Origin of the sequence: Paludibacterium sp. B53371 (assembly GCF_018802765.1) — a bacterium.
Lineage (GTDB): Bacteria > Pseudomonadota > Gammaproteobacteria > Burkholderiales > Chromobacteriaceae > Paludibacterium.
The window spans coordinates 1,681,197-1,705,856 of the sequence record NZ_CP069163.1; the positions used below are offsets into that span (position 1 = coordinate 1,681,197).

22 protein-coding genes are annotated in these 24,660 nt (G+C 61.1%); 14 read left to right on the forward strand and 8 right to left on the reverse strand.

Going from position 1 to position 24,660, the window contains the following annotated elements; all coding sequences use genetic code 11:
• Position 1: 1 nt before the first annotated feature.
• Positions 2 to 253: a hypothetical protein gene (locus JNO51_RS08015; RefSeq protein ID WP_215782488.1), complete on the reverse strand. Its 252-nt coding sequence runs from the start codon at positions 251 to 253 to the stop codon at positions 2 to 4.
• Positions 254 to 821: 568 nt separating this feature from the next.
• Here JNO51_RS08015 and JNO51_RS08020 point away from each other — a divergent pair.
• Positions 822 to 983: a hypothetical protein gene (locus JNO51_RS08020; protein ID WP_215782489.1), complete on the forward strand. Its 162-nt coding sequence runs from the start codon at positions 822 to 824 to the stop codon at positions 981 to 983.
• Positions 984 to 1,025: 42 nt separating this feature from the next.
• Here JNO51_RS08020 and JNO51_RS08025 read toward each other — a convergent pair whose 3' ends face one another.
• Positions 1,026 to 1,601, reverse strand: coding sequence for a GNAT family N-acetyltransferase (locus tag JNO51_RS08025; RefSeq protein ID WP_215782490.1), 576 nt, complete (start codon positions 1,599 to 1,601; stop codon positions 1,026 to 1,028).
• Between the two features lie 87 nt (positions 1,602 to 1,688).
• On the opposite strand from JNO51_RS08025, the gene JNO51_RS08030 reads away from it, so the two are divergent.
• The gene (locus JNO51_RS08030; RefSeq protein ID WP_252346212.1) at positions 1,689 to 3,995 is read left to right on the forward strand and encodes an FdhF/YdeP family oxidoreductase; all 2,307 of its coding nucleotides are present in this window, start codon (positions 1,689 to 1,691) and stop codon (positions 3,993 to 3,995) included.
• A gap of 28 nt (positions 3,996 to 4,023) precedes the next feature.
• Here JNO51_RS08030 and JNO51_RS08035 read toward each other — a convergent pair whose 3' ends face one another.
• Positions 4,024 to 4,989, reverse strand: coding sequence for a carboxylesterase (locus JNO51_RS08035; RefSeq protein WP_215782492.1), 966 nt, complete (start codon positions 4,987 to 4,989; stop codon positions 4,024 to 4,026).
• A 70-nt stretch (positions 4,990 to 5,059) separates the two neighbouring features.
• Complete coding sequence (locus JNO51_RS08040; RefSeq protein WP_215782493.1) at positions 5,060 to 5,995, reverse strand: carboxylesterase; 936 nt, start codon at positions 5,993 to 5,995, stop codon at positions 5,060 to 5,062.
• A 277-nt stretch (positions 5,996 to 6,272) separates the two neighbouring features.
• Here JNO51_RS08040 and JNO51_RS08045 point away from each other — a divergent pair, with 277 nt between their 5' ends.
• Both JNO51_RS08045 and JNO51_RS08050 read left to right on the forward strand, forming a co-directional pair.
• A complete protein-coding gene (locus JNO51_RS08045) occupies positions 6,273 to 7,520 on the forward strand; it encodes a DUF1615 domain-containing protein (protein ID WP_215782494.1) in 1,248 nt (415 codons plus the stop codon).
• Positions 7,521 to 7,577: 57 nt separating this feature from the next.
• Positions 7,578 to 8,852 (forward strand): hypothetical protein, encoded by a 1,275-nt coding sequence (locus JNO51_RS08050; protein WP_215782495.1) that lies wholly within the window; start codon positions 7,578 to 7,580, stop codon positions 8,850 to 8,852.
• Here the strand turns inward: JNO51_RS08050 and JNO51_RS08055 are convergent.
• Positions 8,837 to 9,436, reverse strand: coding sequence for a short chain dehydrogenase (locus JNO51_RS08055; RefSeq protein WP_215782496.1), 600 nt, complete (start codon positions 9,434 to 9,436; stop codon positions 8,837 to 8,839). The genes JNO51_RS08050 and JNO51_RS08055 overlap by 16 nt on opposite strands.
• Positions 9,437 to 9,565: 129 nt before the next feature.
• Between JNO51_RS08055 and JNO51_RS08060 the strand changes: the two genes are divergently transcribed.
• Complete coding sequence (locus JNO51_RS08060; protein ID WP_215782497.1) at positions 9,566 to 10,441, forward strand: LysR family transcriptional regulator; 876 nt, start codon at positions 9,566 to 9,568, stop codon at positions 10,439 to 10,441.
• 42 nt (positions 10,442 to 10,483) lie between these two features.
• Here the strand turns inward: JNO51_RS08060 and typA are convergent, their stop codons facing one another.
• Positions 10,484 to 12,304, reverse strand: a complete 1,821-nt coding sequence (gene typA / locus JNO51_RS08065) for a translational GTPase TypA (protein WP_215782679.1) — start codon at positions 12,302 to 12,304, stop codon at positions 10,484 to 10,486.
• 130 nt (positions 12,305 to 12,434) lie between these two features.
• Here typA and JNO51_RS08070 point away from each other — a divergent pair, with 130 nt between their 5' ends.
• Positions 12,435 to 13,226: a hypothetical protein gene (locus JNO51_RS08070; RefSeq protein ID WP_215782498.1), complete on the forward strand. Its 792-nt coding sequence runs from the start codon at positions 12,435 to 12,437 to the stop codon at positions 13,224 to 13,226.
• Between the two features lie 122 nt (positions 13,227 to 13,348).
• Here JNO51_RS08070 and JNO51_RS08075 read toward each other — a convergent pair whose 3' ends face one another.
• Positions 13,349 to 14,326 (reverse strand): NAD(P)H-quinone oxidoreductase, encoded by a 978-nt coding sequence (locus JNO51_RS08075; RefSeq protein ID WP_215782499.1) that lies wholly within the window; start codon positions 14,324 to 14,326, stop codon positions 13,349 to 13,351.
• Between the two features lie 71 nt (positions 14,327 to 14,397).
• Between JNO51_RS08075 and JNO51_RS08080 the strand changes: the two genes are divergently transcribed.
• Genes JNO51_RS08080 through JNO51_RS08090 form a run of 3 tightly spaced genes read left to right on the forward strand, consistent with a single transcriptional unit; the run spans position 14,398 to position 18,327 of the window.
• On the forward strand, positions 14,398 to 16,827 hold the full coding sequence (locus tag JNO51_RS08080) for a heavy metal translocating P-type ATPase (RefSeq protein WP_215782500.1): 2,430 nt from the start codon (positions 14,398 to 14,400) through the stop codon (positions 16,825 to 16,827).
• Positions 16,827 to 16,997, forward strand: coding sequence for a cbb3-type cytochrome oxidase assembly protein CcoS (gene ccoS / locus JNO51_RS08085; protein WP_215782501.1), 171 nt, complete (start codon positions 16,827 to 16,829; stop codon positions 16,995 to 16,997). Before JNO51_RS08080 ends, ccoS begins: the two co-directional genes overlap by 1 nt.
• A 31-nt stretch (positions 16,998 to 17,028) precedes the next feature.
• Positions 17,029 to 18,327, forward strand: coding sequence for an MFS transporter (locus tag JNO51_RS08090; RefSeq protein WP_252346213.1), 1,299 nt, complete (start codon positions 17,029 to 17,031; stop codon positions 18,325 to 18,327).
• Positions 18,328 to 18,443: 116 nt separating this feature from the next.
• Here JNO51_RS08090 and JNO51_RS08095 read toward each other — a convergent pair whose 3' ends face one another.
• Positions 18,444 to 19,400: a tRNA-dihydrouridine synthase gene (locus JNO51_RS08095; protein WP_215782502.1), complete on the reverse strand. Its 957-nt coding sequence runs from the start codon at positions 19,398 to 19,400 to the stop codon at positions 18,444 to 18,446.
• A gap of 160 nt (positions 19,401 to 19,560) precedes the next feature.
• Here JNO51_RS08095 and JNO51_RS08100 point away from each other — a divergent pair, with 160 nt between their 5' ends.
• The 5 genes from JNO51_RS08100 to JNO51_RS08120 are packed head-to-tail and all read left to right on the forward strand — an operon-like array spanning position 19,561 to position 24,660.
• Complete coding sequence (locus JNO51_RS08100; RefSeq protein ID WP_215782503.1) at positions 19,561 to 20,583, forward strand: HD-GYP domain-containing protein; 1,023 nt, start codon at positions 19,561 to 19,563, stop codon at positions 20,581 to 20,583.
• A gap of 6 nt (positions 20,584 to 20,589) precedes the next feature.
• Positions 20,590 to 20,805, forward strand: coding sequence for a DUF1653 domain-containing protein (locus JNO51_RS08105; RefSeq protein ID WP_215782504.1), 216 nt, complete (start codon positions 20,590 to 20,592; stop codon positions 20,803 to 20,805).
• A 9-nt stretch (positions 20,806 to 20,814) separates the two neighbouring features.
• A complete protein-coding gene (gene msrA / locus JNO51_RS08110) occupies positions 20,815 to 21,345 on the forward strand; it encodes a peptide-methionine (S)-S-oxide reductase MsrA (RefSeq protein ID WP_215782505.1) in 531 nt (176 codons plus the stop codon).
• Between the two features lie 59 nt (positions 21,346 to 21,404).
• Complete coding sequence (locus tag JNO51_RS08115; protein ID WP_215782506.1) at positions 21,405 to 22,367, forward strand: TrkA family potassium uptake protein; 963 nt, start codon at positions 21,405 to 21,407, stop codon at positions 22,365 to 22,367.
• A gap of 1 nt (position 22,368) precedes the next feature.
• Positions 22,369 to 24,660, forward strand: coding sequence for an ATP-binding protein (locus JNO51_RS08120; RefSeq protein WP_215782507.1), 2,292 nt, complete (start codon positions 22,369 to 22,371; stop codon positions 24,658 to 24,660).

The window sequence follows — 24,660 nt, forward strand, 5'->3', positions numbered from 1 at the left end:
GTTACAGACTGCCGGCAATCGCGCCGGTTGCCGCCGCAATTCTGGGAGCATAGTAGGCGGCACGAGCGCCCACCGGACCGGCAATGGCACCCTGAACAGCGCCCCCTGCGGTATATACGCCGAGTTGTGCCCAACTGAACTGCCCGCTGGTTACCACCGATCCGAGATAGCCCGCTGCGCCAGAGACGCCGCCCACCACGGCGCCAGACGGACCCCAGGCACCATTGACTAACATGATTTCAGAATTGCTCATGTCGCGCATTGCCATTTACTCCTTGTGTGATTTGGTTTAAGTCCGACTGGCTTTTTATTAAGCTGCCGTTGCAAGCAAAATCTAAAATCTGCGCGGATTTTTTGTCAAAGTGGTTAGGGGCCGGAAATAAGCAAAGGGCCACGACGATTTAAGCCATTTCTGGCGCGGTGGTTGGCGCGGTTGTTGGCGGTGGAAAGACTGTAGCGGCGCGGCCATCATGCAAGGAGGCACCCGGATGGCCGGCCAGTCCCGACAGACGCAAAGGGTATTTCACCGCGAGTGGGCAGCCGTGTCTGGCACGCGATGCCAGAATGACTGACCGGACGGGGCATTCAGTCCTGCATCAGGCTCGGAACGCAGAGAACCTGAGGCGGATCTCAACCAGCATGTCATGGTTCGTATAATACATATTATGTCAAATACGGTTGATCCTGTCTGGCGCAAGGTCGGGCCTTTGCCAGTTCGCCCCAATGCGCGATGAGATCATCTCCTGGCCACCCCCCGGGCAATGACTGGACTGGCCGCCTGGTCTGACGTAGCATGCCGCTTCTCACTCACAGGAGTTGTCATGCGACAGAAAACGGCAAGAATCAATCCGGTCGCCAAGTTCGCCCGGGAGCTGCAACGCTGCAAGCCCTTCACCGATCGCAAGAAGCGACAGAAACAAGGTTACAGCAAGCACAAGAAAGTGGAGGTTTTTATGCCTCCACTTTTATTTTGCGTAATTTGAAAACGTACGTTTTCTATCAACCCCCGCCGTTATACTTCTCCTTCACCAAAATTGTCCGAGTGGCAGATCCAGATCCAGCTCTCCGCTTGCAAACCGCGCCATGGACTGATGAGCCTTGTCCGAGATGGGGCGCAGCAAGACCGTCTTGCCGCTGCTCAGGCTGTCCAGGGCGCCAGTCTGCCGCCCTCCCCGCAAAATCAGCCCCGGCATTGCTTGCCAGCCGGCTTGTTCGTAAAAGCGTTTTAGTGGCGGGTCACAGGTAAAAACACAGAAATCGGCGGAAGATCGCCGCAGTGATTGCCAGGCCTGCTGCAGCAGTTGCTGCCCGATGCCGGATTGTCGGTGTGCCGGGTGGACGCAAACACAACTCAGTCCGCTGGCCAGCCAGCGATGTTGCTGATCGTGAACCGGTTTGCTCAGGATGGCGGCATAGGCGATATAGTTCTCGTCCTGACAGCCCAGGATGCACCGTGGAGCCAGTGAGAGATCATGGGCGGGCTGCTCAACAGACGGGATGGCCGGCTCGGCCGGCCAGACCAGGTCGAGTAATTGATGGATCCGCTGGCGCTGCTGCGGATCGGTGTCGGCATATGCCAGGGTATGCCAGTGCAGGCTCATGCGGATTCCTTTTCTTCTGTAGGCAAATGCGTCGTACGGGACTATAGTCGCCAGCTACCCATTGATTCTTTCCAGATGGAGCAAGGCGTGAGCGAGCATAACAAACCGGGCAAGATTCTTCCTTATCCCAAAGCCGCCGGCGGTTGGGATGCCATCCGCTTTTCCGCCCTCAGCCTGCGCCAGGAAAAGGTTGACCTGAGCAACCTCAAAGCGTTTTTCAAGCAAAATCAGCCGAGCGGCTTTGATTGCCCGGGTTGCGCCTGGCCGGAGCGCAAGCACACCAATCGGCTGGAGTTCTGTGAGAACGGCGTCAAGGCGGTGGCAGCGGAAATCACCAGCAAGCTGGTGACGGCCGACTTTTTTGCCCGTCATACGGTCAGCGAGCTGATGCAGCAGTCCGACTATGAGCTGGAGCAGCATGGCAGGCTGGCCGAGCCGATGTGCTATGACCCGCAGAGCGACAAATATCTGCCGATCAGCTGGGATCAGGCGTTTGCGTTGATTGCCCGCCATTTGCAGGCCTTGCCGAGTCCGGATCAGGCGGCTTTTTATGCCTCTGGCCGGACCAGCAATGAAGCCGCCTTCCTGTTGCAGCTGTTTGCCCGCCGTTACGGTACCAATAATTTCCCGGATTGTTCGAATATGTGCCATGAGGCCACCAGCCGTGGCTTGCCGGGCACGGTCGGCATCGGCAAGGGGACGGTGACGCTGGAGGATTTTGAACTGGCCGACACCATCCTGATTTTCGGTCAGAATCCCGGGACCAATCATCCGCGCATGTTGGGCGAACTGCGGGAAGCCGCCCGGCGCGGGGCCACCCTTGTCTCGATTAATCCGTTGCGCGAACGCGGCCTGGAGCGCTTCACCAGTCCGCAGCACAGCGCGGAAATGCTGGCCGGCGGCAGTACCCCATTGTGCTCGCTGTTTATTCGTCCCCGCCTGGGCGGCGATTTTGCCTTGATCAAGGCGCTGGCCAAGCGGGTGGTCGAGCTGGATGATGATGCGCAGCGCCACGGCGCTCCGCGTGTGCTGGATGAGGCCTTCATTGCCGGGCATACCGTCGGCTTCGCCGAGTTTGCCGCTGACTTGCGCGGCGAAGACTGGGCGGCCCTGGTCGAGGAGTCCGGGGTCTGTCGTGAAGAGATCGAACAACTGAGCGCAATTTTCGTGCGTGGCCAGGCGGTGATCAGCACCTGGGGCATGGGCCTGACCCAGCACCAGCGCTCCGTGCCGACCATTCAGATGCTGTCCAATCTGATGATGATGCGCGGCATGATCGGCCGACCGGGTGCCGGGCTGTGTCCTGTGCGGGGTCACTCCAATGTGCAGGGCAATCGTACCGTCGGGATTGAGGAGCGCCCTGCCCCGGCTTTTCTGGACCGGCTGGCCGCTGTGTATGGTTTTGAGCCGCCGCGTCATCACGGACTGGATGTTGTGGCGACGATTCAGGCCATGCTGGCCGGCGATCTGAAGGTGTTCTTGGCGCTGGGGGGCAATTTTGCCATGGCGGCACCAGACACCCCGCGTACTTTTGCTGCCCTGCGCCAGTGCGAGCTGACCGTACAGATCACCACCAAACTCAATCGCAGCCATCTGGTGCATGGCAAGGCGGCGCTGATTCTGCCGACGCTTGGCCGCAGCGAGATCGATCGGCAGCAAGGGGTGGCGCAGTGCGTGACGGTGGAGGATTCGATGAGCATGGTGCATGCATCACGCGGCTTCAAAGAGCCGGCGTCGGCGGCGCTGCGCTCCGAAGTGGCCATTCTGTGCGGCGTGGCGCAGGCCACCCTGGGCAAGGCGCCGCTGGACTGGGCTCGCTTGTGTGGTGACTACAGCCTGATTCGTGACGAAATTGCCAGGGTGTTTGAGGATTTCGCGGATTACAATCAGCGTATCCTGGCGCCGGGGGGCTTTCATCTCGGCGTCGCCTCGCGGGACCGGGTCTGGCGTACCGAGTCGGGCAAAGCGCAGTTTCAGGTGCATGCGCTGGATCGGGATACGCCGATTCACCGGGCACGTCGTCAGCATGGCGATCGACTGCTGGTGCTGATGACGACCCGTTCGCATGATCAGTACAACACCACGATCTACGCGCTGGACGATCGTTATCGGGGTGTTTATGGCCAGCGCGACGTGGTGTTTGCCAATTCACAGGATATCGAGCGCCTCGGGTTGCGTGACGGGGATCGCGTCGATTTATCCACTGTATGGGATGACGGTGTGTCGCGCATGCTGTCCGGCTTTCTGCTGGTGGCTTATGACATTCCGCCCGGCTGTCTTGCGGCCTATTTCCCGGAGGCCAATCCGCTGGTCCCCCTGGATAGTGTCGGCATACAAAGCAATACCCCGACCTCCAAGTCGATCCCGGTGCTGATGCAGCGGCACCTGTCCTGATGCCCCCCCCGGGGGGGGCTTCGTGCTGTCAGAATGCGCCGATTTGTGTGCCGAGTGGCAACATGAGGCCGGCGTGATTGACCGTTTGCCGAGGCGGTTGCCCGCTGCCCGGGCAGGGTGGAACCGGCGATGCTGCCGCCCGCTCGCCGATGAAGCGCCCTGCTTCGCTTGCCACCAGTCCCTTTTGATTGTCGACCGTGATGACATGGTAGCAATCCTCCAGAATCAGTTTTTCGACATGTGATGAGCCCAGCCGGCGAGCGAGATAGTGCGCATTGCGCGGACTGGCGACGTTGTCTTCGCGGGCGTGCAGGATCAGGGTGGGTGCGCTGATGTCGCGCAGCCGTCGTTTGGTTGACCGCATCAGGCTGCGCATTTCCCGAATGCTTTCTGCCGGCGTCCGGCTATAGGCGACACGGGATCGTTCCCCCATTTTTTCGGACATCCGCTTGCGCATGCCCTGATTTTTGATGCCATAGTTGCCCCCTTCCTTGTATGACCAGAAGCGTCTCAGCGGTGTGTAGAGCACCAGGGGCAGCAAAAAGCTGTACCAGGGGATGGCGGGACCGTCATAGGCCAGTGTGGTGGACATGGCGACCACCGATGCCACGCGCGTACTCTGGCGTGCCGCCAGTTGCAGCGACAACAGGGCACCGAGGCACAGGCCGGCGACTGAAACGTGCGCATGGCCGGCACACAATGCCTCGAAATGATGCTCGGCGGCCTGGTACCAGTCTTGCCAGCGGGTTTGGGCGAGTTCGGCGACGCTTTGGCCGTGCCCCGGCAAGACCGGAATACGAACGGTGTAACCCTGCTGGTGGAGCGATCTGGCGACGTGCATGACTTCGAAAACATTCCCGGCCAGGCCGTGGATCAACAGTACGGCGTGCGGTCCGCCATCGAGCTGAATGAAGTGAATGGTTTTGCCCAGTTGCGTACTGTCGACATGTACGCCAGGCGGGGTTTCCGCGATGGCTCGGGTTTGTGGTGACATGATGGCGATCGATGGCCGCGGGAGACGCCTCCCGTGGCCATGTTTAGGGTGGGGTGAGCGAGGTGCGGGCTCAGGCGGCCATGCCGCAGGCCTGACCTCGTTGCGACAGGCGGTTGTCCAGTGACAGGGACTGGCGGGCCTGCAGGACGAGCGACTCGCATTTTGCGCGTTCGTCTTGCTGACTGAGGAACCTGGCGGCCTCTTCCGCCACCAGCGCGCGCTGATTGTCGACGGTGATCAGATGGTAGCAGTCATCCAGGATGACCTTGCGCGTATAGGACGAGCCCAGGTGGCGTTCGAGATAGTCGGCATTGCGTACGCTGGCGACTTCGTCTTCCTGTGCGTGCAGGATCAGTGCCGGTGCCGTGACCTTGCCCAGTCGCTGCTTGGTGGCGCGGATCATGCGTCGCATTTCCAGCACGCTGGTGGCCGGAGTCCGGTCGTAAAAGGTGGTGGACGTTTTGGCCATGGTGCTGGCTACCCGCTTGCGAATGGTCGGATTCTTGACGCCATAATTGCCGCCCTCTTTGTACGACCAGACGTGCTTGAGCGGCGTGTAGAGCACCAGGGGCAGCAAAAAGCTGTACCAGGGCATCGAGTAGCCGTCATAAGCCAGCGTGGTCGACATGGCGATCACCGAGGTGACGCGCTCGCGCTTCTGGGAAGCCAGATACAACGCCAGGACCGAACCCATGCACAGACCGGAAACCGACACCCGGGCGTAGTTCTCGGCCAGTGCCTCGAAATGGTTCTCCGCGGTCTGGTACCACGCTTGCCAGGTGGTGTTGGCCAGATCTCGCACTGAGGTCTGATGGCCGGGCAGGATCGGGATACGAACGGTGTAGCCGCGCCGGTTCAGCTGTTTGGCGACGTACATCACCTCGGTGGCCGAGCCCGACAGGCCGTGCAGCATGAGAATGGCATGACGCCCGCCTTCAAGATGAATGAAGTCTTCGGAATGCAATGTCTGGCAACCGGTGGATGAAGCGGCATCTGTGCTGTGCATGGCGCGGCTCATTGACGAGATGATTGATGTTGAGATGGAGTTTATGTGGGAAAATTTCACACGTCAATAGTCGGGTCAGAATTGGGTAAGAAAATGACCATGCATTTTACTGCGCAATAATGACAACGACATTGCAGTACAGCTTCAGACATGAGAAGAAAAGGCGTGGAGAAGGCCGCCAGCCCTTGTTCTTGCTCAAGGAGCACCTCAAACACTCTGCAGGAATCATCGTGCCAACGTAAAATGATCACTTTGTCTCAAAAATGATGAGTTGATCATGCTGCTGCGACGCCTGCGCCCTCTGTTCTTGCCCCTGCTGCTGACTGCCTGTGCGGCGACACAGCCGCCCGCGCCGGTTTCCCCGGCCTCGTCACCGCTGCCGGAAACGGCCTCTGCGCCAGTGGTCTCGCCCCCCTTGCCCACCCCCGTTGTACCGGCGCCGCCCGCCGCCGTGCCGGCCAAGCCGGTGCCGGCGCCCAATTACAACAATCCCCAGGCCGGGCGTGCCCTGCTCGACCGATTGCTGCCGCGCGGCATCCCAGCCAGACAGGCCTGGTCGGAGAATATTTTTGCAGCCTTCACGCAGCTGAAAATTCCGTACGCGCCTCAGTATTTCTGTGCAGTGCTGGCCGTCGCCGAGCAAGAGTCCGGTTTCAGTCCGGATCCGGAGGTGCCCAATCTGTCGGCGATTGTCTGGAAGCAAATCGACGAGCATCGCAAGAAGTACATGATTCCGCAGCTCGTTATTGATGCCGCCATGCTCAAGACCTCACCGGATGGTCGCAGCTACAAGGAGCGGGTGAACGCATTGCGCACCAAGCGGCAGATGAATCAGCTATACGAGGATATGGTGCGGGAAATGCCTTATGGCCAGGACTTGCTGCTGGCCAAGAATCCGATCCGTGACGGTGGGCCGATGCAGGTCAGCGTGGCGTTTGCTCAGACCCAGATCAAGGCATGGCCCTATCCCTACAGTTACGCCAATCTGCGTGATGAAGTGTTCAGCCTGCGTGGCAGTGTGTATTTCGGCACGGCGATTCTGTTGCAGTACGCTGCGCCGTACGACCGGATGATTTACCGTTTTGCTGATTACAATGCCGGTCGTTACAGCAGCCGCAATGCCGCCTTTCAGGCTGCGGTGGCGCGCCTGTCCGGGCAGAAACTGGCTCTGGATGGCGATTTGATGCTCTACAGCAACAAGATGAACCGGGTATTCTCCGGCCAGGCCAGTGCCACGCAAAAAGTGCTTTCCGGCATGGCCGATCGTCTGCAGATGAGTGTTGCCGACGTGGTACGCGACCTGAAACAGGAGAAATTGTCCAGTTTCGAGCAGACCACGCTTTATCAGCGGGTCTTTGCCGCGGCAGATCGTCAGGCCGGCCGCAAGGTCGCGCGCGAGATCATTCCGCAAATCGTGCTGATCAGCCCGAAATTTACCCGTCAGCTGAGTACAGAATGGTTTGCTACGCGCGTCAACGGACGCTATGAGCGCTGCATGGCACGAGGTGGATTCAAGGCAGACTAGGAACCAAGTACGGCGCGCATTGCCTGATGGTGTTCCGATGCTGCTCCCCTGAATGCCATGTCCCTGACGATTCGCCTGATGGTTCTGCTGTTTCCCGCGCTGGCCGCTGCCGCCAGCGACTATCAAATCTCACTCGAGCCCGCTCACCCGGAGCGGGCGCATGCCGTATTGACGCTGGGAGCGGATCAGTCAGCCGCCGGCTGGTTGTCGCTGCGAGGTCAGCGCTGGGGTCTGACGCCACAGATTGCCCAGGTGCGCTGTGGCGCGCGTCCCCTGCGTCGGCAGGGAGACCGCTGGCGCAAGCCTGCAGGCTGCCGGACGATCCGGTGGGAGGTGCATTTTGCGCGTGCTCAGGCTGGCGAGCTGGATCCTTCACGCCAGCAGAGTCTGTATTTTCCGGGCGAGGCTCGCTGGCTGTTTTCCGAAAGTGTCAGTCTGTTGCGGCCCGAGCGCGACCCGGATGCCGGTCTGCGCATTGCGGGTGTGCCGGCAGCGCAGGTGTTTGGCGGCGGGCAGGTGCAGGGTGATCGCTGGCCCTTGCCGGAGACCGGGCAAGCCCCGGCCTTTTTTGCCCTGGGCAGCTGGCCGGTGCTCTCCTCCTCTTCGTCGCTGACGGTGCTGGCCGACCAGCCGGCCCGCTTCGCCGCGCTGGGCCTGACGTCGTTACAGCAGCAGGCCTTGTCCTATCAGCAGTCCTTGCTGCAACTTCCCGTGACTGAGCCGTTGCTGCTGGTCTGGCTGCAGATGGCCGTGTCACAGGGGCGTGTGGCCGGCGCCGCCGGCAAGGCCAGCCTGCTGGCCGGTTATCTGGTTCCTGAGGGAGAGATGCTGGTGCGACGTCAGGCACAAAGTCTGATGACCGTCGCGCACGAGCAGTTTCATTTGCTGGCAGCGCAAAAGGGACTGGCGGCGCATCCGGCCTGGTATGACGAGAGTCTGGCGCAGTATTACGCCTTGAAAACCCTGCAACACAGTGCCCTGCCCACTGCATTGACGACAGCGCTGAGTGCGCGCTTCGTGGATGAAAACCGACCCGTTGAGCGGGGGTTGTTGCAATGGCAGCAGGCGTATCAGGCAGGCGACCCGGCCGCCTATCCCTGGTTTTATACCCAGGGGGCGACTTTCTGGAGCGCTCTGGACCGGCTGCTGATGCAGGCCTCTGCCGGAAAACATGGTCTGGACCAGGATTTGCCGTCCTTGTTGCAGGTACCGACGGATGATGACGCGCCATTGCCGCCGGATCTGCTGCGGCAATGGCGCGCCCTGCTCGGGGCGCGTCTCGATGCGCAGTTGCAGCGCTATCTGTCAACGACGGTTCAGCGTACCGGGTAGATCTGCCCGGTCTGGGCGCCTTCGACGCTTTTGCTGTAGGCCTGCGCCACCCTGGCAGCGGGTACCGGGACAAAGCCGCGGAAGAACGGACCGTAGCTGTCCATGGACTCCTCCAGAACCGTCGGGCTGATGGCATTGATGCGCAGACCGCGCGGCAGCTCGATGGCGGCCGCACGAACAAAGGACTCCACGGCGCCGTTGACCAGGGAGGCCACCGAACCGGCTACGATCGGGTCAATCGACAGAATGCCGCTGATCAGGGTGATCGAGCCGCCATCATTGAGCCAGTGCTGCCCCTGCAGTACCAGGTTGACCTGCCCCATCAGCTTGTCGTCCAGGCCCTGCTTTGTCGTGGCGGCATCCAGCTCGCCCAGTGGCGCAAAGGGGACCCCGCCCGCCGCAGAGACAATCGCATCCACTTTGCCAACCTGGCGAAACAGCGCTGCCAATGCCTGCGGGTCGCGAAAATCGACCTGCAGATCACCATGCTGCCGGCCAATGGCAATCACCTCGTGACGTTGCGAAAGCTCGGCACTCACCGCTTTGCCGATCGTGCCGTTTGCACCAAAAACCAGTACCTTCATTTGCATCTCCTGATTGACAATGTGTCGACGTGTTTGCAGTGTACTGGCCACTCTGGCCCGGATAAATCGCCTGCGAGCGGATATAATGTCATCTATATGGAAACAATAACCCCAAAATTCGAGTGGTCCATGACCTTTCTGGCCGTGGCGCAGTATGGCGGTTTCAGCGCGGCGGCTGCGCGTCTGGGACAGTCCAAGGCCTATGTCAGCAAGCAGGTCAGCCTGCTTGAGCAGGCGCTGGGGGTGTTGCTGTTGCATCGCACGACCCGCCGCGTGACGCTGACGCAGGCGGGGCAGCGCTATCTGTCCTATTGTCAGCAGCTGCGAGATACCTTTGACGAGGCTCAGCGTGCCGTTGGTGACCTGCAGAGTGATCTGTCAGGGCTGGTGCGGCTCAGCGTGCCCACCAGTCTGGGCGTGGTATTCGTGGCGGAACTGATGCGGCAATTCAGCCAACAATACCCCCGGCTGGAAATCGAGCTGGATCTGAGTCAGCAAGCGCGTGATTTGCTGGGTGACGGGTTTGATCTGGCCATCCGGGTGGGACCGGTGGTGGATGAGCGTCTGGTGGCGCATTCGCTCGGGCTGCTGGAAGAGTGGGTGGTGATTGCCCCGTCACGGCTGGCACAGTGCGGTTTGCCGCAGACGCCGAATGATCTGCTGGACGCCCCTTGTGTGCTGAATAGCCATTACCGTGCCGCCGGCGAGTGGTTGTTCAGTCATCGCTCGCAGTCCTACCGGATCCAGATGCATAGCCGCTATAGCGTCAACAGCTATATGGCTTTGCGCCAACTGGCCCTGTCGGGAGCCGGCTATGTCAAATTGCCGGATTATCTGGTGCGTGAGGAGGTGGCCGCCGGGGCGCTCGTCAGGGTGCTGGCAGATTATGCCTTGCCCCGAGCCCCCATTTATCTGGTACATCCGCCGCTGCGGCCGATGCCAGCCAGGGTGCGGGTGCTGATCGACTATCTGCGCCAATGGTTTGCGCAGCAGACCGGGAAATAAAAAAAGCGGCCCCACCGGAGCCGCTCTTGTTCTTTCTCGCCATCAGCCGTTGCTGTTGTCGCTCTTGTAGGCCTTGCGACGTTCGTGTTCCTGCAGGTAGCGCTTGCGCAGACGGATGTTTTGCGGGGTGATTTCCACCAGTTCGTCATCGTCGATGAATTCAACGGCCGATTCCAGCGTCAGCTTGATCGGCGTGGTCAGACGAACGGCTTCGTCGGTGCCGGAGGCGCGCACGTTGGTCAGCTTCTTGCCCTTGAGGGGGTTGACGACCAGGTCGTTGTCACGCGAGTGGATGCCGATGATCATGCCTTCATAGAGCTTGTCGCCCGGGCTGACGAACATGCGGCCGCGGTCTTCCAGGTTCCACAGGGCGTAGGCCACGGCATCGCCGGTATCCTGCGAGATCAGTACGCCGTTATGACGGCCGGGCATGTCCGGCTTGACCGGTGCGTAGTCATCAAAGACGTGCGACATCAGGCCGGTGCCACGGGTCATGGTGAGGAAGTCGCCCTGGAAACCGATCAGGCCGCGGGCCGGAATGTGGTACTCCAGTCGGGTGCGGCCCTTGCCGTCAGACTCCATGTTCTGCAGTTCGCCACGGCGACGGCCCAGTTCTTCCATCACGCTGCCCTGGTGCGAATCTTCCAGGTCGATGGTCAGGTTTTCGTACGGCTCACACTTTTCGCCGTTGATGTCCTTGAAGACCACGCGCGGCTTGCCGACGGCCATTTCAAAGCCTTCGCGACGCATGTTTTCCAGCAGGATGGTCAGGTGCAGTTCACCACGGCCGGAAACGCGGAATACATCGGCGTCTTCGGTGTCCTCGACACGCAGTGCCACGTTGGTCAGCAGCTCCTTGGTCAGACGATCGCGGATCTGGCGGCTGGTGACGAACTTGCCTTCGGTACCGGCCAGCGGCGAGGTGTTGACCATCAGGTCCATGGTCAGGGTCGGTTCATCGACCGTCAGCATCGGCAGGCCGATGGGATTGTCGCGGTCGGCAATGGTCACGCCGATACCGATATCTTCCAGACCGGAGATGATGACGATGTCACCGGCGCCGGCTTCGTCGACCGGTACGCGTTCCAGACCCTTGAAGCCCAGCACCTGGTTGATGCGGCCCTGGCCCACCTGGGTTTCGTGGTTCATGACGGCAACCACCTGGCCCGGACGGATCTTGCCGTTAAGCACGCGACCCACACCCAGGCGACCGGTGTAGGTGGAATAGTCCAGCGCGGAAATCTGCAGTTGCAACGGGGCATTGATGTCGCCGGACGGCAGCGGCACGTTCTTCAGCACAACATCGAACAGCGGGCGCATGTCCGGCGATTCGTTGGCCAAATCCAGGGTGGCAAAGCCGTTCAGGGCCGAGGCGTACACGACCGGGAAATCCAGTTGCTCATCGGTGGCGCCGAGCTTGTCGAACAGGTCGAACGTCTGGTCGACTACCCAGTCCGGACGGGCGCCGGGGCGGTCTACCTTGTTGACGACCACGATCGGGCGCAGGCCCAGGGCCAGCGCTTTCTTGGTGACGAAACGGGTCTGCGGCATCGGGCCTTCGACGGCGTCGACCAGCAGCAGCACGCCATCCACCATGCCCAGTACGCGTTCGACTTCGCCGCCGAAGTCAGCGTGTCCGGGGGTGTCGACGATATTGATGTGAACACCTTCGTACTCGATGGAGGTGTTCTTTGCCAGAATGGTAATGCCCCGTTCTTTTTCGAGATCGTTGCTGTCCATGACGCGTTCGGCGACATGCTGGTTTTCGCGGAAGGTGCCGGCCTGGTGAAGAAGCTTGTCGACCAGGGTGGTTTTACCATGGTCAACGTGCGCGATAATTGCGATGTTGCGAATCTGACGGATCATTGAACTCTGCCGAAAATAATAAGAGCGGGGAAAACGTAATATTTTAGCACATGGAATGTTGCAACCGCACTATGACTTCCATGTGAAATGCGGATAAACTGCGCGCGATCTATATCAGGAGTTGACGATGTACGACTGGAATGCTCTCTGGCACTGCCATCAAGGCTACCGCACCGGCTACGACAGCCCGCAGCAAGACATCAATCAACTGGCCGCCGAATTGGGCGCCCAGCTGGTCAAACCGGCCAGCCACCCCGGCGATGTGGCCGTTTATGATCAGGGCGAGCAGTTTTTGCTGGTCGGACATGAGCAGGGGCTGCAATTGCTGCACCTGGCGAAACATGCACTGTTCGACATTCAGGTCCGTTTCGTGCCCGACCTGGCACCCGCCCCCTGCGTCGAGGTCTATGTGCGCAACCAGGCAACCGGCGAGGAAGACAGCTGGCGCACCGAGGTGCGCCGCGAAGCTGACGGCCAGATCTGGCTCGGCAAGCGCCTGCTGTCCGAAGGCAGCATGCCGGCCATGCCATTTGATGCGCTGTCGTTTACCGACAACGCCCGATTCCGCGACCTGCTCTACAACGCATGGCAGCAGGCTTTGCCGCGCCTGCAGCAAGAGATTGGCAACTGGCGCCCGCAGGCCGATCTGGAAGCGCGTCAGCTGGCACGCTACCGCGCCCTGCTGCAGGTCGAACAGGCGCGCATGAAGCATCGCTTCGACCAGCAGGCCTGCGACCGTTTGCGTCTGGCTCTGGCCGGCCATCACTTCGATCAGCCACAAGACTGTCGGGGGCTGTGGCTCATCGTCGAGCATTACTGGGTCAGTCAGGCGGCGGAACAGGATTGGCGCCCGCTGCTGGACACGCTGCGATCGCTGGATTTTGCCGCGGAAATTGCCCTGATCGAGTGGCTGCAATAAAAAACGGGCGACTGTCAGCCAGCCGCCCCATCTCATCCGAACCAGGTCATTCAGAGGGTCTCGACGACCCTCTGCATGGGAATGTACCGCAAAGCGAATACAATGTCATCAGTTGTTGCAGGTCATTCTACGTGAAGCATTATTTTGCCGAGGTTGCGATTACTTTCCATGTGTAAATGGGCTTCTGCCACCTCGGAAAGCGGATAAACCGCATCAACCGTCATTTGCACCCGGCCGGCAGCCTGGGCCGGCAGGACATGTTGTGCCAGCGCCGATGCCAGGCGCGCCTTGACGGCAAGGGGTTGCGGCCGGAGCGTCGAACCCCGCAGGCTCAGACGTTTAACCAGCACCTGAGCCAGATTCAGCGAGGCCTGAGCCCCTCCCATGACCCCGATAAAAATCAGCCGGCCGTCAGGGTTCATGCAGGCGATGTTTTCTGCCAGGTAGGAGCCGCCCACCGGATCCAGAACCAGATCGGCGCCCCCCCATTGCCTGACCATCGGCGCAAAGTGTTCCAGATCACGCCAGTTGTAAACATGCTCGGCCCCGAGACGGCTGCAGAAGGCCATTTTGTCTGCCGATCCGGCGCTTGCCAGCACAGAGGCGCCCAGCATGCGCGCCAGTTGGATGGCTGCGGCGCCGACACCACTGGCGCCGGCATGAATCAAGGCGCGCTCACCCTCTGCCAGATGGCCGATTTCGACCAGGTTGAACCAGGCGGTCATCCAGGCCTCCGGCAAACTGGCTGCCTCCACCCAACTCAGCCGCTCCGGCTTGGCAATGGCCAGCGCGCTGTCGAGTACCGCATATTCGGCATAACCGCCGCCGGGCACCAGCCCAAAGACCGCATCCCCCACCTTGAATGCCGAGGGACCACGCACCTCGACCACCTCGCCGGCAACCTCCAGCCCCATGATCGCCGAAGCGCCGGGCGGCGCCGGATAATGCCCTTCGCGCTGGACGATGTCGGCCCGGTTGACCCCGGCGGCATGCACGCGGATCAACAGCTGGCCTTCTTGCGGAATGGGGCGTTCAATGGTGGATAGCGTCAGTGTGCCCACGCCGCCAGGGGCGGACTGGACGATGGCTTTCATAGACATGAGATTCCCGAAGAGTGACTGGCGATGCGCAGACCTGCTTTACATCGCATATTCCATTACAATAGCACGCTATGACAGAGCAATGTTTCCACTGCGGCCTGCCCGTGCCGCCCGACAGCCATTTCCGCATCCATCAAGGTAAGCAAGAACGGCCGGCCTGTTGTGCCGGCTGCCAGGCCGTGGCGCAAACCATTATCGATGCCGGGCTGGATGAGTATTATCGCCATCGTGAAGCCAGTGGTCAGCCAGCCGAAGCCCTGCCGGCCGAGTTGCTGCAGCAGATTGCCCTCTACGATCAGACTGATCTGCAGCGCGCTTTCGTCCGCGATGAAGGCAACGACGTTCACGAGGCGGCGCTGATGCTGGAGGGCGTGACCTGTGCCGCCTGTGTCTGGCTGATCGAGCAGCAATTGCTGCGCCTGGACGGCGTGATGTCGGTTGACATCAATTACACCAGTCACCGGGCCCGGGTACGCTGGGACCGTGGCCGTCTGCCATTGTCCCGCCTGCTTGAAGCCATCGGTCGCATCGGATACCGGGCCCATCCCTACGACAGCGCCCGCCAGGAAGCCCTGATGCAGAAGGAGCGCAAACAGGCGATCAACCGGCTGTGGGTGGCCGGTCTGTCGATGATGCAGGTCATGATGTACGCCGTGCCGATCTATGTCGCCCAGAGCAACGAGATCGAACCCCGCTTTCTGTGGATTTTGCACTGGGCCAGCTTCCTGCTGACCCTGCCTGTGATGCTCTACTCCGCCCTGCCGTTCTATCGCGGCGCCTGGCGCGACCTCCAGGCGCGCCGGGTCGGCATGGACACGCCGGTCACCATTGGCATTCTGACGGCATTCGGCGCCAGTACCTGGGCCCTGATCGAACATATTGCCCAGGGGGTCTATTTCGACTCGGTATCCATGTTCGTCTTCCTGCTGCTGGGCGGGCGTTATCTGGAAGGCATGGCGCGCCGCAAGGCCGGCGAGGCGCTGGAAAGTCTGGTCAAGCTGATCCCCGCCTTTGCCCACCAACTGATCGACTGGCCGGGCTCGCGCCAGACGGTGGAGGTGGCGGTCAGCATGCTCAACCCCGGCGCCCGTCTGCTGGTCCGGCCGGGCGAGACCATTCCGGTGGATGGCTGCGTTCTGGAGGGTCACAGCAGCAGCAATGAGTCGCTGCTGACCGGTGAGAGCCGTCCGATCGACAAGGCGCCGGGCAGTCCGGTGATTGCCGGCAGCGTCAACCTGACCAGCCCGCTGGTTGTCGAGGTAGCCGAGGCCGGACAAAACACCCGTCTGGCAGCCATTACGCGCCTGCTGGATCAGGCGCTGGCACAGAAACCGCGCATGGCAGTGCTGGCCGACCGCTTTGCCAGTCTGTTTGTCGCCCTGCTGTTATTGACGGCGTTGGGCAGCTTTATCGCCTGGGAGTTCATCGATCCCTCGCGGTCATTGTGGATCATGGTGGCGGTGCTGGTCATTTCCTGCCCTTGCGCCCTGTCCCTGGCCACGCCGACGGCACTGACGGCGGCCGGCGGGCGTCTGGCGCGTACAGGTGTGCTGGTGACACAGGGGCATGCGCTGGAGACACTGGTCAGCACCACCGACGTGGTATTCGACAAGACCGGCACCCTGACCGACGGCAAGATGCGCCTGCTGGCCTGGCAGTCTTTGTCACCGTCGTTCGACGAGCTCACCGTGCTGTCCCTGGCCCGTCAGATGGAGTCCGGCAGTGAGCACCCGCTGGCCCGGGCCATTCTGGCCGATGCGCCGGACTGTCCGGCGGCCCAGGCGCTGCAAAACCACCCCGGGCGGGGGGTCGAAGGCCAGATTGCAGGCCGCACCTGGCGGCTGGGCAACGCCGCCTTTGTCGCCGAGTTGTCCGGTCAGCACCTGCAGGAAGATGACTGGCAGGCGGGCAACAGCCTGATCTGGCTGGGCAACAGCGAGCAGGTCGTGGCTCGACTGGCCATTGGCGACCAGCCGCGCGAAGAAGCCGCGGCCAGCATCGCCTCGCTGCGGCAGCGAGGCCTGCGGGTTCATCTGCTTAGTGGCGATGGCGAGGCCACGGTGGCAAGACTGGCAGACAAGCTGGCGATTGACGCCTGGCGCGCCACGGCGACGCCGCGGGACAAGCTGGACTATGTCAGTGACCTGCAGGCCCAGGGGCGGCATGTGCTGATGGTGGGCGATGGCATCAATGATGCGCCGGTGCTGGCCCGTGCCGATGTGTCGATTGCCATGGGCGGCGGAACGGATGTCGCCCGCGCCAGTGGCGACATGGTCCTGATTGATGACAGCCTGTCGCTGATTCCGGAGGCGCTGGACATTGCCGCCAGAACGCGGCGCATTATCAGTCAGAATCTGTGGTGGGCGGCGGGTTATAATCTGATCGCCCTGCCCCTGGCCGTCAGCGGGCATGTCACGCCCTGGCTGGCCAGTCTCGGCATGGCAAGCAGCTCGCTGCTGGTGGTATCCAACGCCCTGCGTCTGATCAAAAGGAAGACCTGATGGAAAGTCTGTATCTGCTGATTCCGCTGAGTATCGTCCTGACCTTCGTCATCGGCGTGGTGTTCTGGTGGGCGACGCGCAGCGGACAGTTTGACGATATGGAAGGCCCGGCGCACCGCATCCTGATGGATGATGACCGCACCGAGGCCAGCAAGGACGAAGATCATTAATCCCGCGACCCCCTCCCAGGAGCCCGCTCACGTGACATCCGGTTTCAGTTTCTTTGCCACCCGACGCTTTTTGCCCCTGTTCGGCACGCAGTTCATGGGGGCATTCAATGACAATTTGCTGCGCACCGCGGTGGTGGTGCTGATCAGCTACTACGGACTGTCGACGGCGGGCCTGCCGGCAGAGCAACTGGTCAATCTGGCCGCCGGGGTGTTCATCCTGCCGTTTTTCCTGTTTTCCGCCACCGCCGGCAAGCTGGCCGAGAGCTTCGACAAAGCCGCCATTGCCCGCGTCGTCAAACTGGCCGAGATCGGCATCATGCTGCTGACCGGGGCCGGTTTGTTCCTGCACTCTGCCGGTCTGCTGATGACCGCCCTGTTTCTGATGGGGACGCATTCGACATTTTTTGGCCCGCTGAAGTATTCGGTGCTGCCGCAATATCTGCAAGGGCACGAGCTGGTGGCCGGCAATGGCCTGATCGAGATGGGCACCTTCCTGGCCATTCTGTTTGGCCAGATCATTGGCAGCCTGATGATGCACCACGGACCGCTGGTGGCCTCTTCGGTCATTCTGGCCACAGCGCTGTGCGGCTACGCCTTCAGCCGGGCCATGCCTTCGGCGCCGCCGACCGCGCAACATCTCAAACTGTCGTTCAATGTGCTGGCTGACAGCACGCACCTGGTCGGACAAGCCTGGCAAATGCGCGAGGTGCGCTCGGCGATTCTGGGCATTTCCTGGTTCTGGCTCATGGGCGCGGTCTATACCACCCAGCTGCCGACCTTTACCCGCCTGCACCTCGGCGGCAATGCCGACGTCTACACCCTGATGCTGGCGATTTTTTCCCTTGGCATCGGCGCCGGCTCGCTGCTGTGCGCCAAACTGTCGCACGGCAAGCTGCAGCTGGGGCTGGTGCTGGTGGGCAGTCTCGGCATGTCGGTGGCTGGATGTGACCTGGCACTCAATGCCCTGCCACGTTATCAGGGCGCCTTGCTGGATATTGCCGGCTTTCTGCAGCAAGCCGGGCATTGGCGCCACATGATCGACCTGGCCCTTCTGGGCTTTTTTGGCGGCTTCTTTACCGTACCGCTGTACACCTGGCTGCAGACGGCCAGCCCCGAGGCTTTTCGTTCACAAGCCATTGCCGCCAACAACATCATCAACGGGTTTTACATGGTGGCGGCGGCATTGGCCAGTGCGCTGATCCTGGGCTGGCTGCACAGTATCGCTCTGCTGTTCCTGCTGGTTTCGCTGGCCAACTTGCTGGCCATCGGCTTGCTGGTGCGTGGCGCACCGGTGATCTGGCGGACTCGCCTGGCCTGGCTGGGGCGTTGAGGGCCTGTTTGAGAATCGTCTTATATGTCTGACAGGCAATGTATCCGATGATGACGACTCAGAGCGTTTTAGTCGTCAGTTCATTCCAGCCGCCCATCGGGGCGGCTTTTTTTATCCTAACTGCCGGCCGCTTGCTGCAATACCTCGGCCAGTTCACGCCCCTCACGCAGGGGGCGCAACTGCTCAAACAGCCCTTCTGCTTCGGGGAAGCCGCGCTTGAGCTGCCCCAGCCACTGTTTGAGCCGCGCAGCCGGATAGGTCGAGCCCTCGCCGCGTTCTCGGCATTGCTGCAGGAAGTCCTGCAGCCAGGGCAAAAACGCCTGCCAGCTCATCGGCACGACAGACTCGCCGCGAGCCTGCGCGGCGATCTGCAGGGCCAGATCCGGGCGAGCGATCAGGCCGCGACCGATCATGACGCGATCACAGCCACTGACGCGACGGATGGCGTTGTAATCCTCCACGCTCCAGACTTCGCCATTGGCCACCACCTCAATGCTGACCGCTTCGCGAATGCGGGCGATCCAGTCCCAGTGCGCAGGCGGACGATAGCCCTCGACCTTGGTGCGGGCATGAACAGTCAGCCGGCTGGCGCCGCCCGCCTGCAGGGCCAGGGCACAGTCCAGTGCCCGAGACTTGTCGGCAAACCCCAGGCGCATTTTGGCGCTGAGCGGGATGACCGGCGGCAGTGCGGCGCGGACGGCACACACAATGTCATGGAGCAGCGCCGGTTCATCCAGCAACACGGCGCCACCACGATGCCGATTGACGCTTTTGGCCGGGCAGCCGAAGTTCAGGTCGATTGCCGGGGCGCCGAGCTCGGCGGCACGGGCCGCATTCTCGGCCAGGCAGGCCGGGTCGCTCCCCAGTAGCTGAACGTGTACCGGCGTACCGGCCCGGGTGCGTGCCTGGCGTGCCAGTTCCGGGGCCAGGCGCAACCAGGTGCGTTCGGGCAGCAAGGCACTGGTGACGCGGACAAATTCGGTCACGCACAGGTCGATGCCGCCGATGCGGGTCAGCACATCGCGCATGACCTCGTCCACCAGCCCTTCCATCGGCGCCAAAACCACTTCCATGACCATCACTTCCCACGCATTGACAGGACGTGGATTGTACCTGCATCCCTCGTATTGGCAGAAACAAATATCTGATTCCCATTGCGGGGTGCATTCCGTCATCCATCTGGGCTATATACAAAGCAGCCACCATTCAGGGGAGAGGCAATTGGGCTTTACCTTGCCATCCAATCTTTTCACCTCACACCGGTTGATCGAAGAGGCGGAGTTCACCTACCGCCTGAATGATCGCTACCGTGCCGCGCTATTGGCAGGCAGTGACGCGCCGTTGCCGACCAATCTGCCCGAGGAAAAGATCTCCCCCATTCAGGCGACCGCCATGCTGGCGCGCTACCTCACCGGGCTGCAAGGTCATTTCATCCGCCTGGATGACTCCCCCCGGCTGACCGCCAGTCTGGCAGGCTATATCAGCCGCATGGCCGCCAACTCACCGGATGGCTGTGTGGCGGCCATTCTGCTGAGTCCCTACACCCACTACACGGCGCACCACGCCATCAATTGCGCCATGCTCGCCAGCCGGATGGCGGACAATCTTTCCTTGCCGGAGGAAGAAAAAACGGCGCTGATCAGCGCGACCCTGACCATGAATCTCGGGTCAGCGGAAGTCCAGAATCAGCTGGCCAGCCAGGATGGCCCGCCAAGTACCATGCAGCGGCAAATCCTGGATATTCATCCCCTGATCAGCTCGGCCATGCTGCGCGAAGCCGGCATCAGCGACATGCTCTGGCACAGCACGGTCATCATGCATCATGAACGCAAGGATGGCCGCGGTTATGCTTTTGGTGCTGACGAGGAAGAGATTCCGCCGCTGGCGCATTTGCTGCACCTGATCGACGTGGTGACCGCCAAGATGATGCCGCGGGCCTATCGTGGCAGCATTGCGCCCAAAGCGGCACTGGCCAGCCTTTACAGTGGCAGCATGGATGCGTTTGAACCCACCTATATTGCGCAGCTGGTCAAGATTCTCGGTATCTACCCTCCGGGCAGTTTTGTCGAGCTGGAAAATGGCGATCGCGCCCTGGTGGTCAAGAGCGGGCGTAGCGCGGCCACGCCGCTGGCGGTGCCGATCAAGTCCCCCAATGAGTCGATCGATACTTCATTACCGGGTTATCATGTGAAATCCAGCGTGAGCATGCGAATTGACGCACGCCACCTGCCCCTGTTCACCCAGTACTGGAGTTGAGACGGTATGCATCCGGTTCCCGGCATTTATCGGCATTACAAGGGTCAGTTGTACGAGGTCATTGGCATTGCCTGTCATTCTGAAACCGAAGAGGCGCTGGTCATGTACCGTGCCCTGTACGGCGACTACGGCCTGTGGGCGCGCCCGCTGGCCATGTTCAATGAACGCGTGGATGTCCCCGAGGGGCAGCTGCCGCGCTTTGCCCTCATCCGGGCCTTCTGAGGAGATTTCATGGAAGAGGCGCTGCTGGCGGGTGGGTGTTTCTGGTGCCTGGAGGCGATATTTGCCAGCATCAACGGTGTACGTCAGGTGACCAGCGGCTATTGCGGCGGGACCTTGCCCAACCCGGATTATCGCGCGGTGTGTCGTGGCGACAGTGGCCATGCGGAGGCCGTGCGCATCGAATTTGATCCCGCCGTCGTGTCTTATGCCACGCTGCTGCAGGTGTTTTTCAGTATTCACGACCCGACAACCCTGAATCGCCAGGGGCATGACATCGGTACGCAGTACCGCTCGGCCATCTTCTATCTGTCTGATGCACAACGGGAAACCGCCGAGCAGATCATTCGCGCCCTCAACGATGAGCGAATTTACGATTCGCCTGTCGTGACCGAGCTCTCCCCCGCCGGAACATTTTATTCGGCAGAAGATCATCATCAGCGATATTATTGGCAAAATCGCCAGGCGCCCTACTGTCAGGTCGTCATTGCACCAAAAATTGCAGCGTTTCGCCGCCAACACCCGTCACTGTTCGATGACTGAGCAAAGGGACGGGCGATCTTGCTGAACCGGACGGGATGCCTGTTGCACTGTTGCTTGGTATGAGAAAAATATTTACCCGCAAGTTACTGTTTCTGCTCGGGCTCATCCTGGCCACCCTGCTGGCCGGCACCCTTGGCTATGTGTACATCGAAGGCTGGCCATGGCTGGACAGCCTGTTCATGACGGTCATTACCCTGTCGACCATCGGGTATGGTGAATCACATCCGCTGGATACGGCCGGGCGTGTGTTTACCATTGCCCTGATCGTGCTGGGTACCGGCGTACTCGGTTATGGCTTGTCGTCTCTGACCCTGTTGCTGTTTCAGGGTGATCTTCCCCTCTATTTCAAGCGCAAGAAAATGGAAAAGGTCATTGCCCGGTTTTCGGGACACGTCATCCTGTGCGGTTTGAGCCGTACGGGCCTGTATACCCTGGAAGAAATGGTTCGCAGCGGCCAGCAGGTGGTGGTCATCGAGCGCAGTGATGCGACGGCGGCCCAGCTGGAGGCGCGCGGCATTCCCTATATCGTCGGCGACGCCACTCAGGATGCCAATTTGCTGGCAGCCGGGGTCGGTCAGGCGCATGGCCTGATCACCTGCCTGACCTCCGATGCCGAGAACGCCTTTGTGATTGTGACGGCCAAGAGTCTCAACCCCGGCATCGTGACGATTTCCAAGGCGGAAAACGAGAGCACCCGCAAGAAACTGATTTCCATCGGTGCCGACAAGGTGGTGGTGCCCTCGATGCTGGGCGGGCTCAGTATGGCCAACAGCGTATTGCGGCCGGAGACGCAGCGCTTCTTCGAGACCCTGCACCACCGCTACCCGGATACGTTCAGCGCAGAAATCGTGACGGCCGGCCCGCAGTGGGACGATCAGCCGTTGCATGATTATATGGCGGCACAGGACAGCCGCCTGCTGGTCGTCGCGCTGGAGCACCCGGGCGAAGAAGTGCAGTTTGGCCCGAGTCCGGATACCTTGCTCAAGACTGACACGGCCATCATGGTCATCCGCAACCGCTGATATGCCAAAACGAGATCCCCAGCTGGCTTTTCATGGCGGCTTCTGGCAGGTGCAGCGCAATCTGCTGGCCGAAGCCCCGCGCAAGGCCTGGCTGGCCTTCGCCCTGACCTGGCTGCTGCTGTTTGTCCTGATTGGCTGCAGCATGGTGGCCGTCGACCTGCAGCGACAGAAACAGCACTTTGAGCGCGTGTCCTATTACATGACACGCGGCCTTGAGTCACGACTGAAAAGCTGCGAGCTGGTGCTGTACGGCTTTGAGGACCTGATCAACACGGATCCCGATATTCACGAAAGTGAATTGCGCCATTACGCCCAAATGGCCGCCCGTCGCTATGGATTCATTTACACGCTGGGCTTTCAGCAACGGATCGAACACTATCGCCGAGCCGAGTTTGAGCATCAGCAGCGCCTGGTGTTTGGCCCGGATTTTGCCATCCGCGATTACCGGCATGGTGCCGGACCGGCCTGGCGCAAAGCCTCCGGCTGGCGAGTCGCGCCACGGCGTGAGTCCTACATTCCGCTCATCATGACCGAGCCGCCGCTGGGACAGGCGGCGCGGCCGGCCATGGGGCTGGATCTGATGGCCGATTCGGTGGTGGGGCCGACGGTGGAGCGCGCCTTGCGCAGCGCCGAAATCGAGGTGACGCCGATGTTGCGTCTGGGGCCCAGCCAGTCGGCCATTGCGTATATCCATGCCTTGTATTCGCCCTCGCCGCCTTCCAGCAGTCCGATCATGCGGCCGGAAGAAAGCATCGGCATCATCACCCTGCTGGTGCATACGGACTCCCTGATCAATCTGCGTGACGAGCAACAGGAACTGCTGGATGTGACGTTGTCACGCCAGGAGGGGGCCGCCAGCCAGTACGACAGTGCCGTATTTCGCAGTCAGGCGAAGGAGGCAGCCACCCGCTTGGACCGCCTGCTGCCGGTACTGGAGCACCGCGAGCAGGTTTCCACCCCCTACTTCCCTTACGAGCTGAAAGTCTCGATGCAGTTGCGGCTGCGCATGATTCCGGGCATCAGCTTGCTGCTGGCCGCGCTGGCCGCAGCACTGCCGGGTTATCTGGTCTTGCTGATCGTGGCCATCCGGCACCATGCGCGCAAAGACCGGGAATATGCCGATGACAGTCTGTATCGCACCCGTGAGCATGCCAGTGTCACCCTGCAGGCCATCAGCGACGCGGTGATTACCATTGATAATCAGCGCATGGTGCAGTACCTCAATCCAGCTGCACTGCGCCACCTGGATACGACGGAAAAATACGCCATCGGCCGGCCACTGACCGAAGTGTTCAAATTGCGCTATGAGTTTGCCCGCCGGGCCGTGGCCGACCCGTTCATGGCCTGCCTGGACACGCAGCAGATGCGTGAACTGGAGGAGAATAGTTACCTCCTGCGCCCGAATGGCGAGAAATTATTGATTGAAGGCGTCGTTTCACCGCTGTTCGACCGTGCCGGCGGGCTGATCGGCGCTGTGGTGACTTTCCGTGACACGGCACCGCTGCGCCGGCGCATGCTGGAGGCACTGGAAAATAGCGAAACCCGCCTGAAACAACACGAATACGAGCTGGCGCGCGTCACCCGCATTACCTCCATGGGGGAGATGGCCTCCGGGATTGCACACGAGATCAATCAACCCTTGTCGGCCATCATGAGCTACTGCCAGGCCAGTCTGAGCCTGCTGGAGGAAGATGAACCGGATCTGGCGCTCATCGTTCAGGCCATTCAATCTGCAGTTAATCAGGCAGATCGCGCCGGCAAGATCGTGCGCCGGCTGCGTGAGTTCGTCTCCAAGAAATCGCGTCAGCACACCCCGGTGGACGTCAATCACGCCATCAACAATGTGCTGACCCTGGCGGATTACGATCTGCGCCAGGCCGGCATTACCGTGGACTACCATCCGGGCAACCGGCTGCCACTGGTTTATGCCGACACCATTCAGCTGGAACAAGTGGTGCTGAATCTGGTGCGCAATGCGCTGGATGCCATGCAGGGACAGGCACAGCCCGGCTGCCTGTTTGTCGAAACCAGCTACAGTGCCAAACGTGTCTGCATCAAGGTGGGCGACAACGGCCCCGGCATCAGCGAAGATAAGATCGACAGCGTCTTTGCGCCATTCTTCAGCACCAAGAGCACGGGCATGGGGCTGGGCCTGACCATCTGCCAGACGATTATCGAAAGCTTTGGCGGGCAGATCAGCGCGCATAATCGCACTACCGGCGGCGCCGAATTTACTGTCGAGCTGCCGCCGCTGGATAGCAGTACCGTCCCTTACACCGATACGAGAGCATGA

What these genes read in the sequence shown, in the direction of transcription:
- JNO51_RS08040 (WP_215782493.1), bottom strand. Translation starts at nt 5,995, where the DNA reads ATGCACAGCACAGATGCCGCTTCATCCACCGGTTGCCAGACATTGCAT.
- JNO51_RS08060 (WP_215782497.1), top strand. Translation starts at nt 9,566, where the DNA reads ATGACCTTTCTGGCCGTGGCGCAGTATGGCGGTTTCAGCGCGGCGGCT.
- JNO51_RS08045 (WP_215782494.1), top strand. Translation starts at nt 6,273, where the DNA reads ATGCTGCTGCGACGCCTGCGCCCTCTGTTCTTGCCCCTGCTGCTGACT.
- msrA (WP_215782505.1), top strand. Translation starts at nt 20,815, where the DNA reads ATGGAAGAGGCGCTGCTGGCGGGTGGGTGTTTCTGGTGCCTGGAGGCG.
- JNO51_RS08105 (WP_215782504.1), top strand. Translation starts at nt 20,590, where the DNA reads ATGCATCCGGTTCCCGGCATTTATCGGCATTACAAGGGTCAGTTGTAC.
- ccoS (WP_215782501.1), top strand. Translation starts at nt 16,827, where the DNA reads ATGGAAAGTCTGTATCTGCTGATTCCGCTGAGTATCGTCCTGACCTTC.
- JNO51_RS08095 (WP_215782502.1), bottom strand. Translation starts at nt 19,400, where the DNA reads ATGGAAGTGGTTTTGGCGCCGATGGAAGGGCTGGTGGACGAGGTCATG.
- JNO51_RS08070 (WP_215782498.1), top strand. Translation starts at nt 12,435, where the DNA reads ATGTACGACTGGAATGCTCTCTGGCACTGCCATCAAGGCTACCGCACC.
- JNO51_RS08025 (WP_215782490.1), bottom strand. Translation starts at nt 1,601, where the DNA reads ATGAGCCTGCACTGGCATACCCTGGCATATGCCGACACCGATCCGCAG.
- JNO51_RS08115 (WP_215782506.1), top strand. Translation starts at nt 21,405, where the DNA reads ATGAGAAAAATATTTACCCGCAAGTTACTGTTTCTGCTCGGGCTCATC.
- JNO51_RS08080 (WP_215782500.1), top strand. Translation starts at nt 14,398, where the DNA reads ATGACAGAGCAATGTTTCCACTGCGGCCTGCCCGTGCCGCCCGACAGC.
- JNO51_RS08075 (WP_215782499.1), bottom strand. Translation starts at nt 14,326, where the DNA reads ATGTCTATGAAAGCCATCGTCCAGTCCGCCCCTGGCGGCGTGGGCACA.
- JNO51_RS08015 (WP_215782488.1), bottom strand. Translation starts at nt 253, where the DNA reads ATGAGCAATTCTGAAATCATGTTAGTCAATGGTGCCTGGGGTCCGTCT.
- JNO51_RS08055 (WP_215782496.1), bottom strand. Translation starts at nt 9,436, where the DNA reads ATGAAGGTACTGGTTTTTGGTGCAAACGGCACGATCGGCAAAGCGGTG.
- JNO51_RS08035 (WP_215782492.1), bottom strand. Translation starts at nt 4,989, where the DNA reads ATGTCACCACAAACCCGAGCCATCGCGGAAACCCCGCCTGGCGTACAT.
- JNO51_RS08050 (WP_215782495.1), top strand. Translation starts at nt 7,578, where the DNA reads ATGTCCCTGACGATTCGCCTGATGGTTCTGCTGTTTCCCGCGCTGGCC.
- JNO51_RS08020 (WP_215782489.1), top strand. Translation starts at nt 822, where the DNA reads ATGCGACAGAAAACGGCAAGAATCAATCCGGTCGCCAAGTTCGCCCGG.
- JNO51_RS08120 (WP_215782507.1), top strand. Translation starts at nt 22,369, where the DNA reads ATGCCAAAACGAGATCCCCAGCTGGCTTTTCATGGCGGCTTCTGGCAG.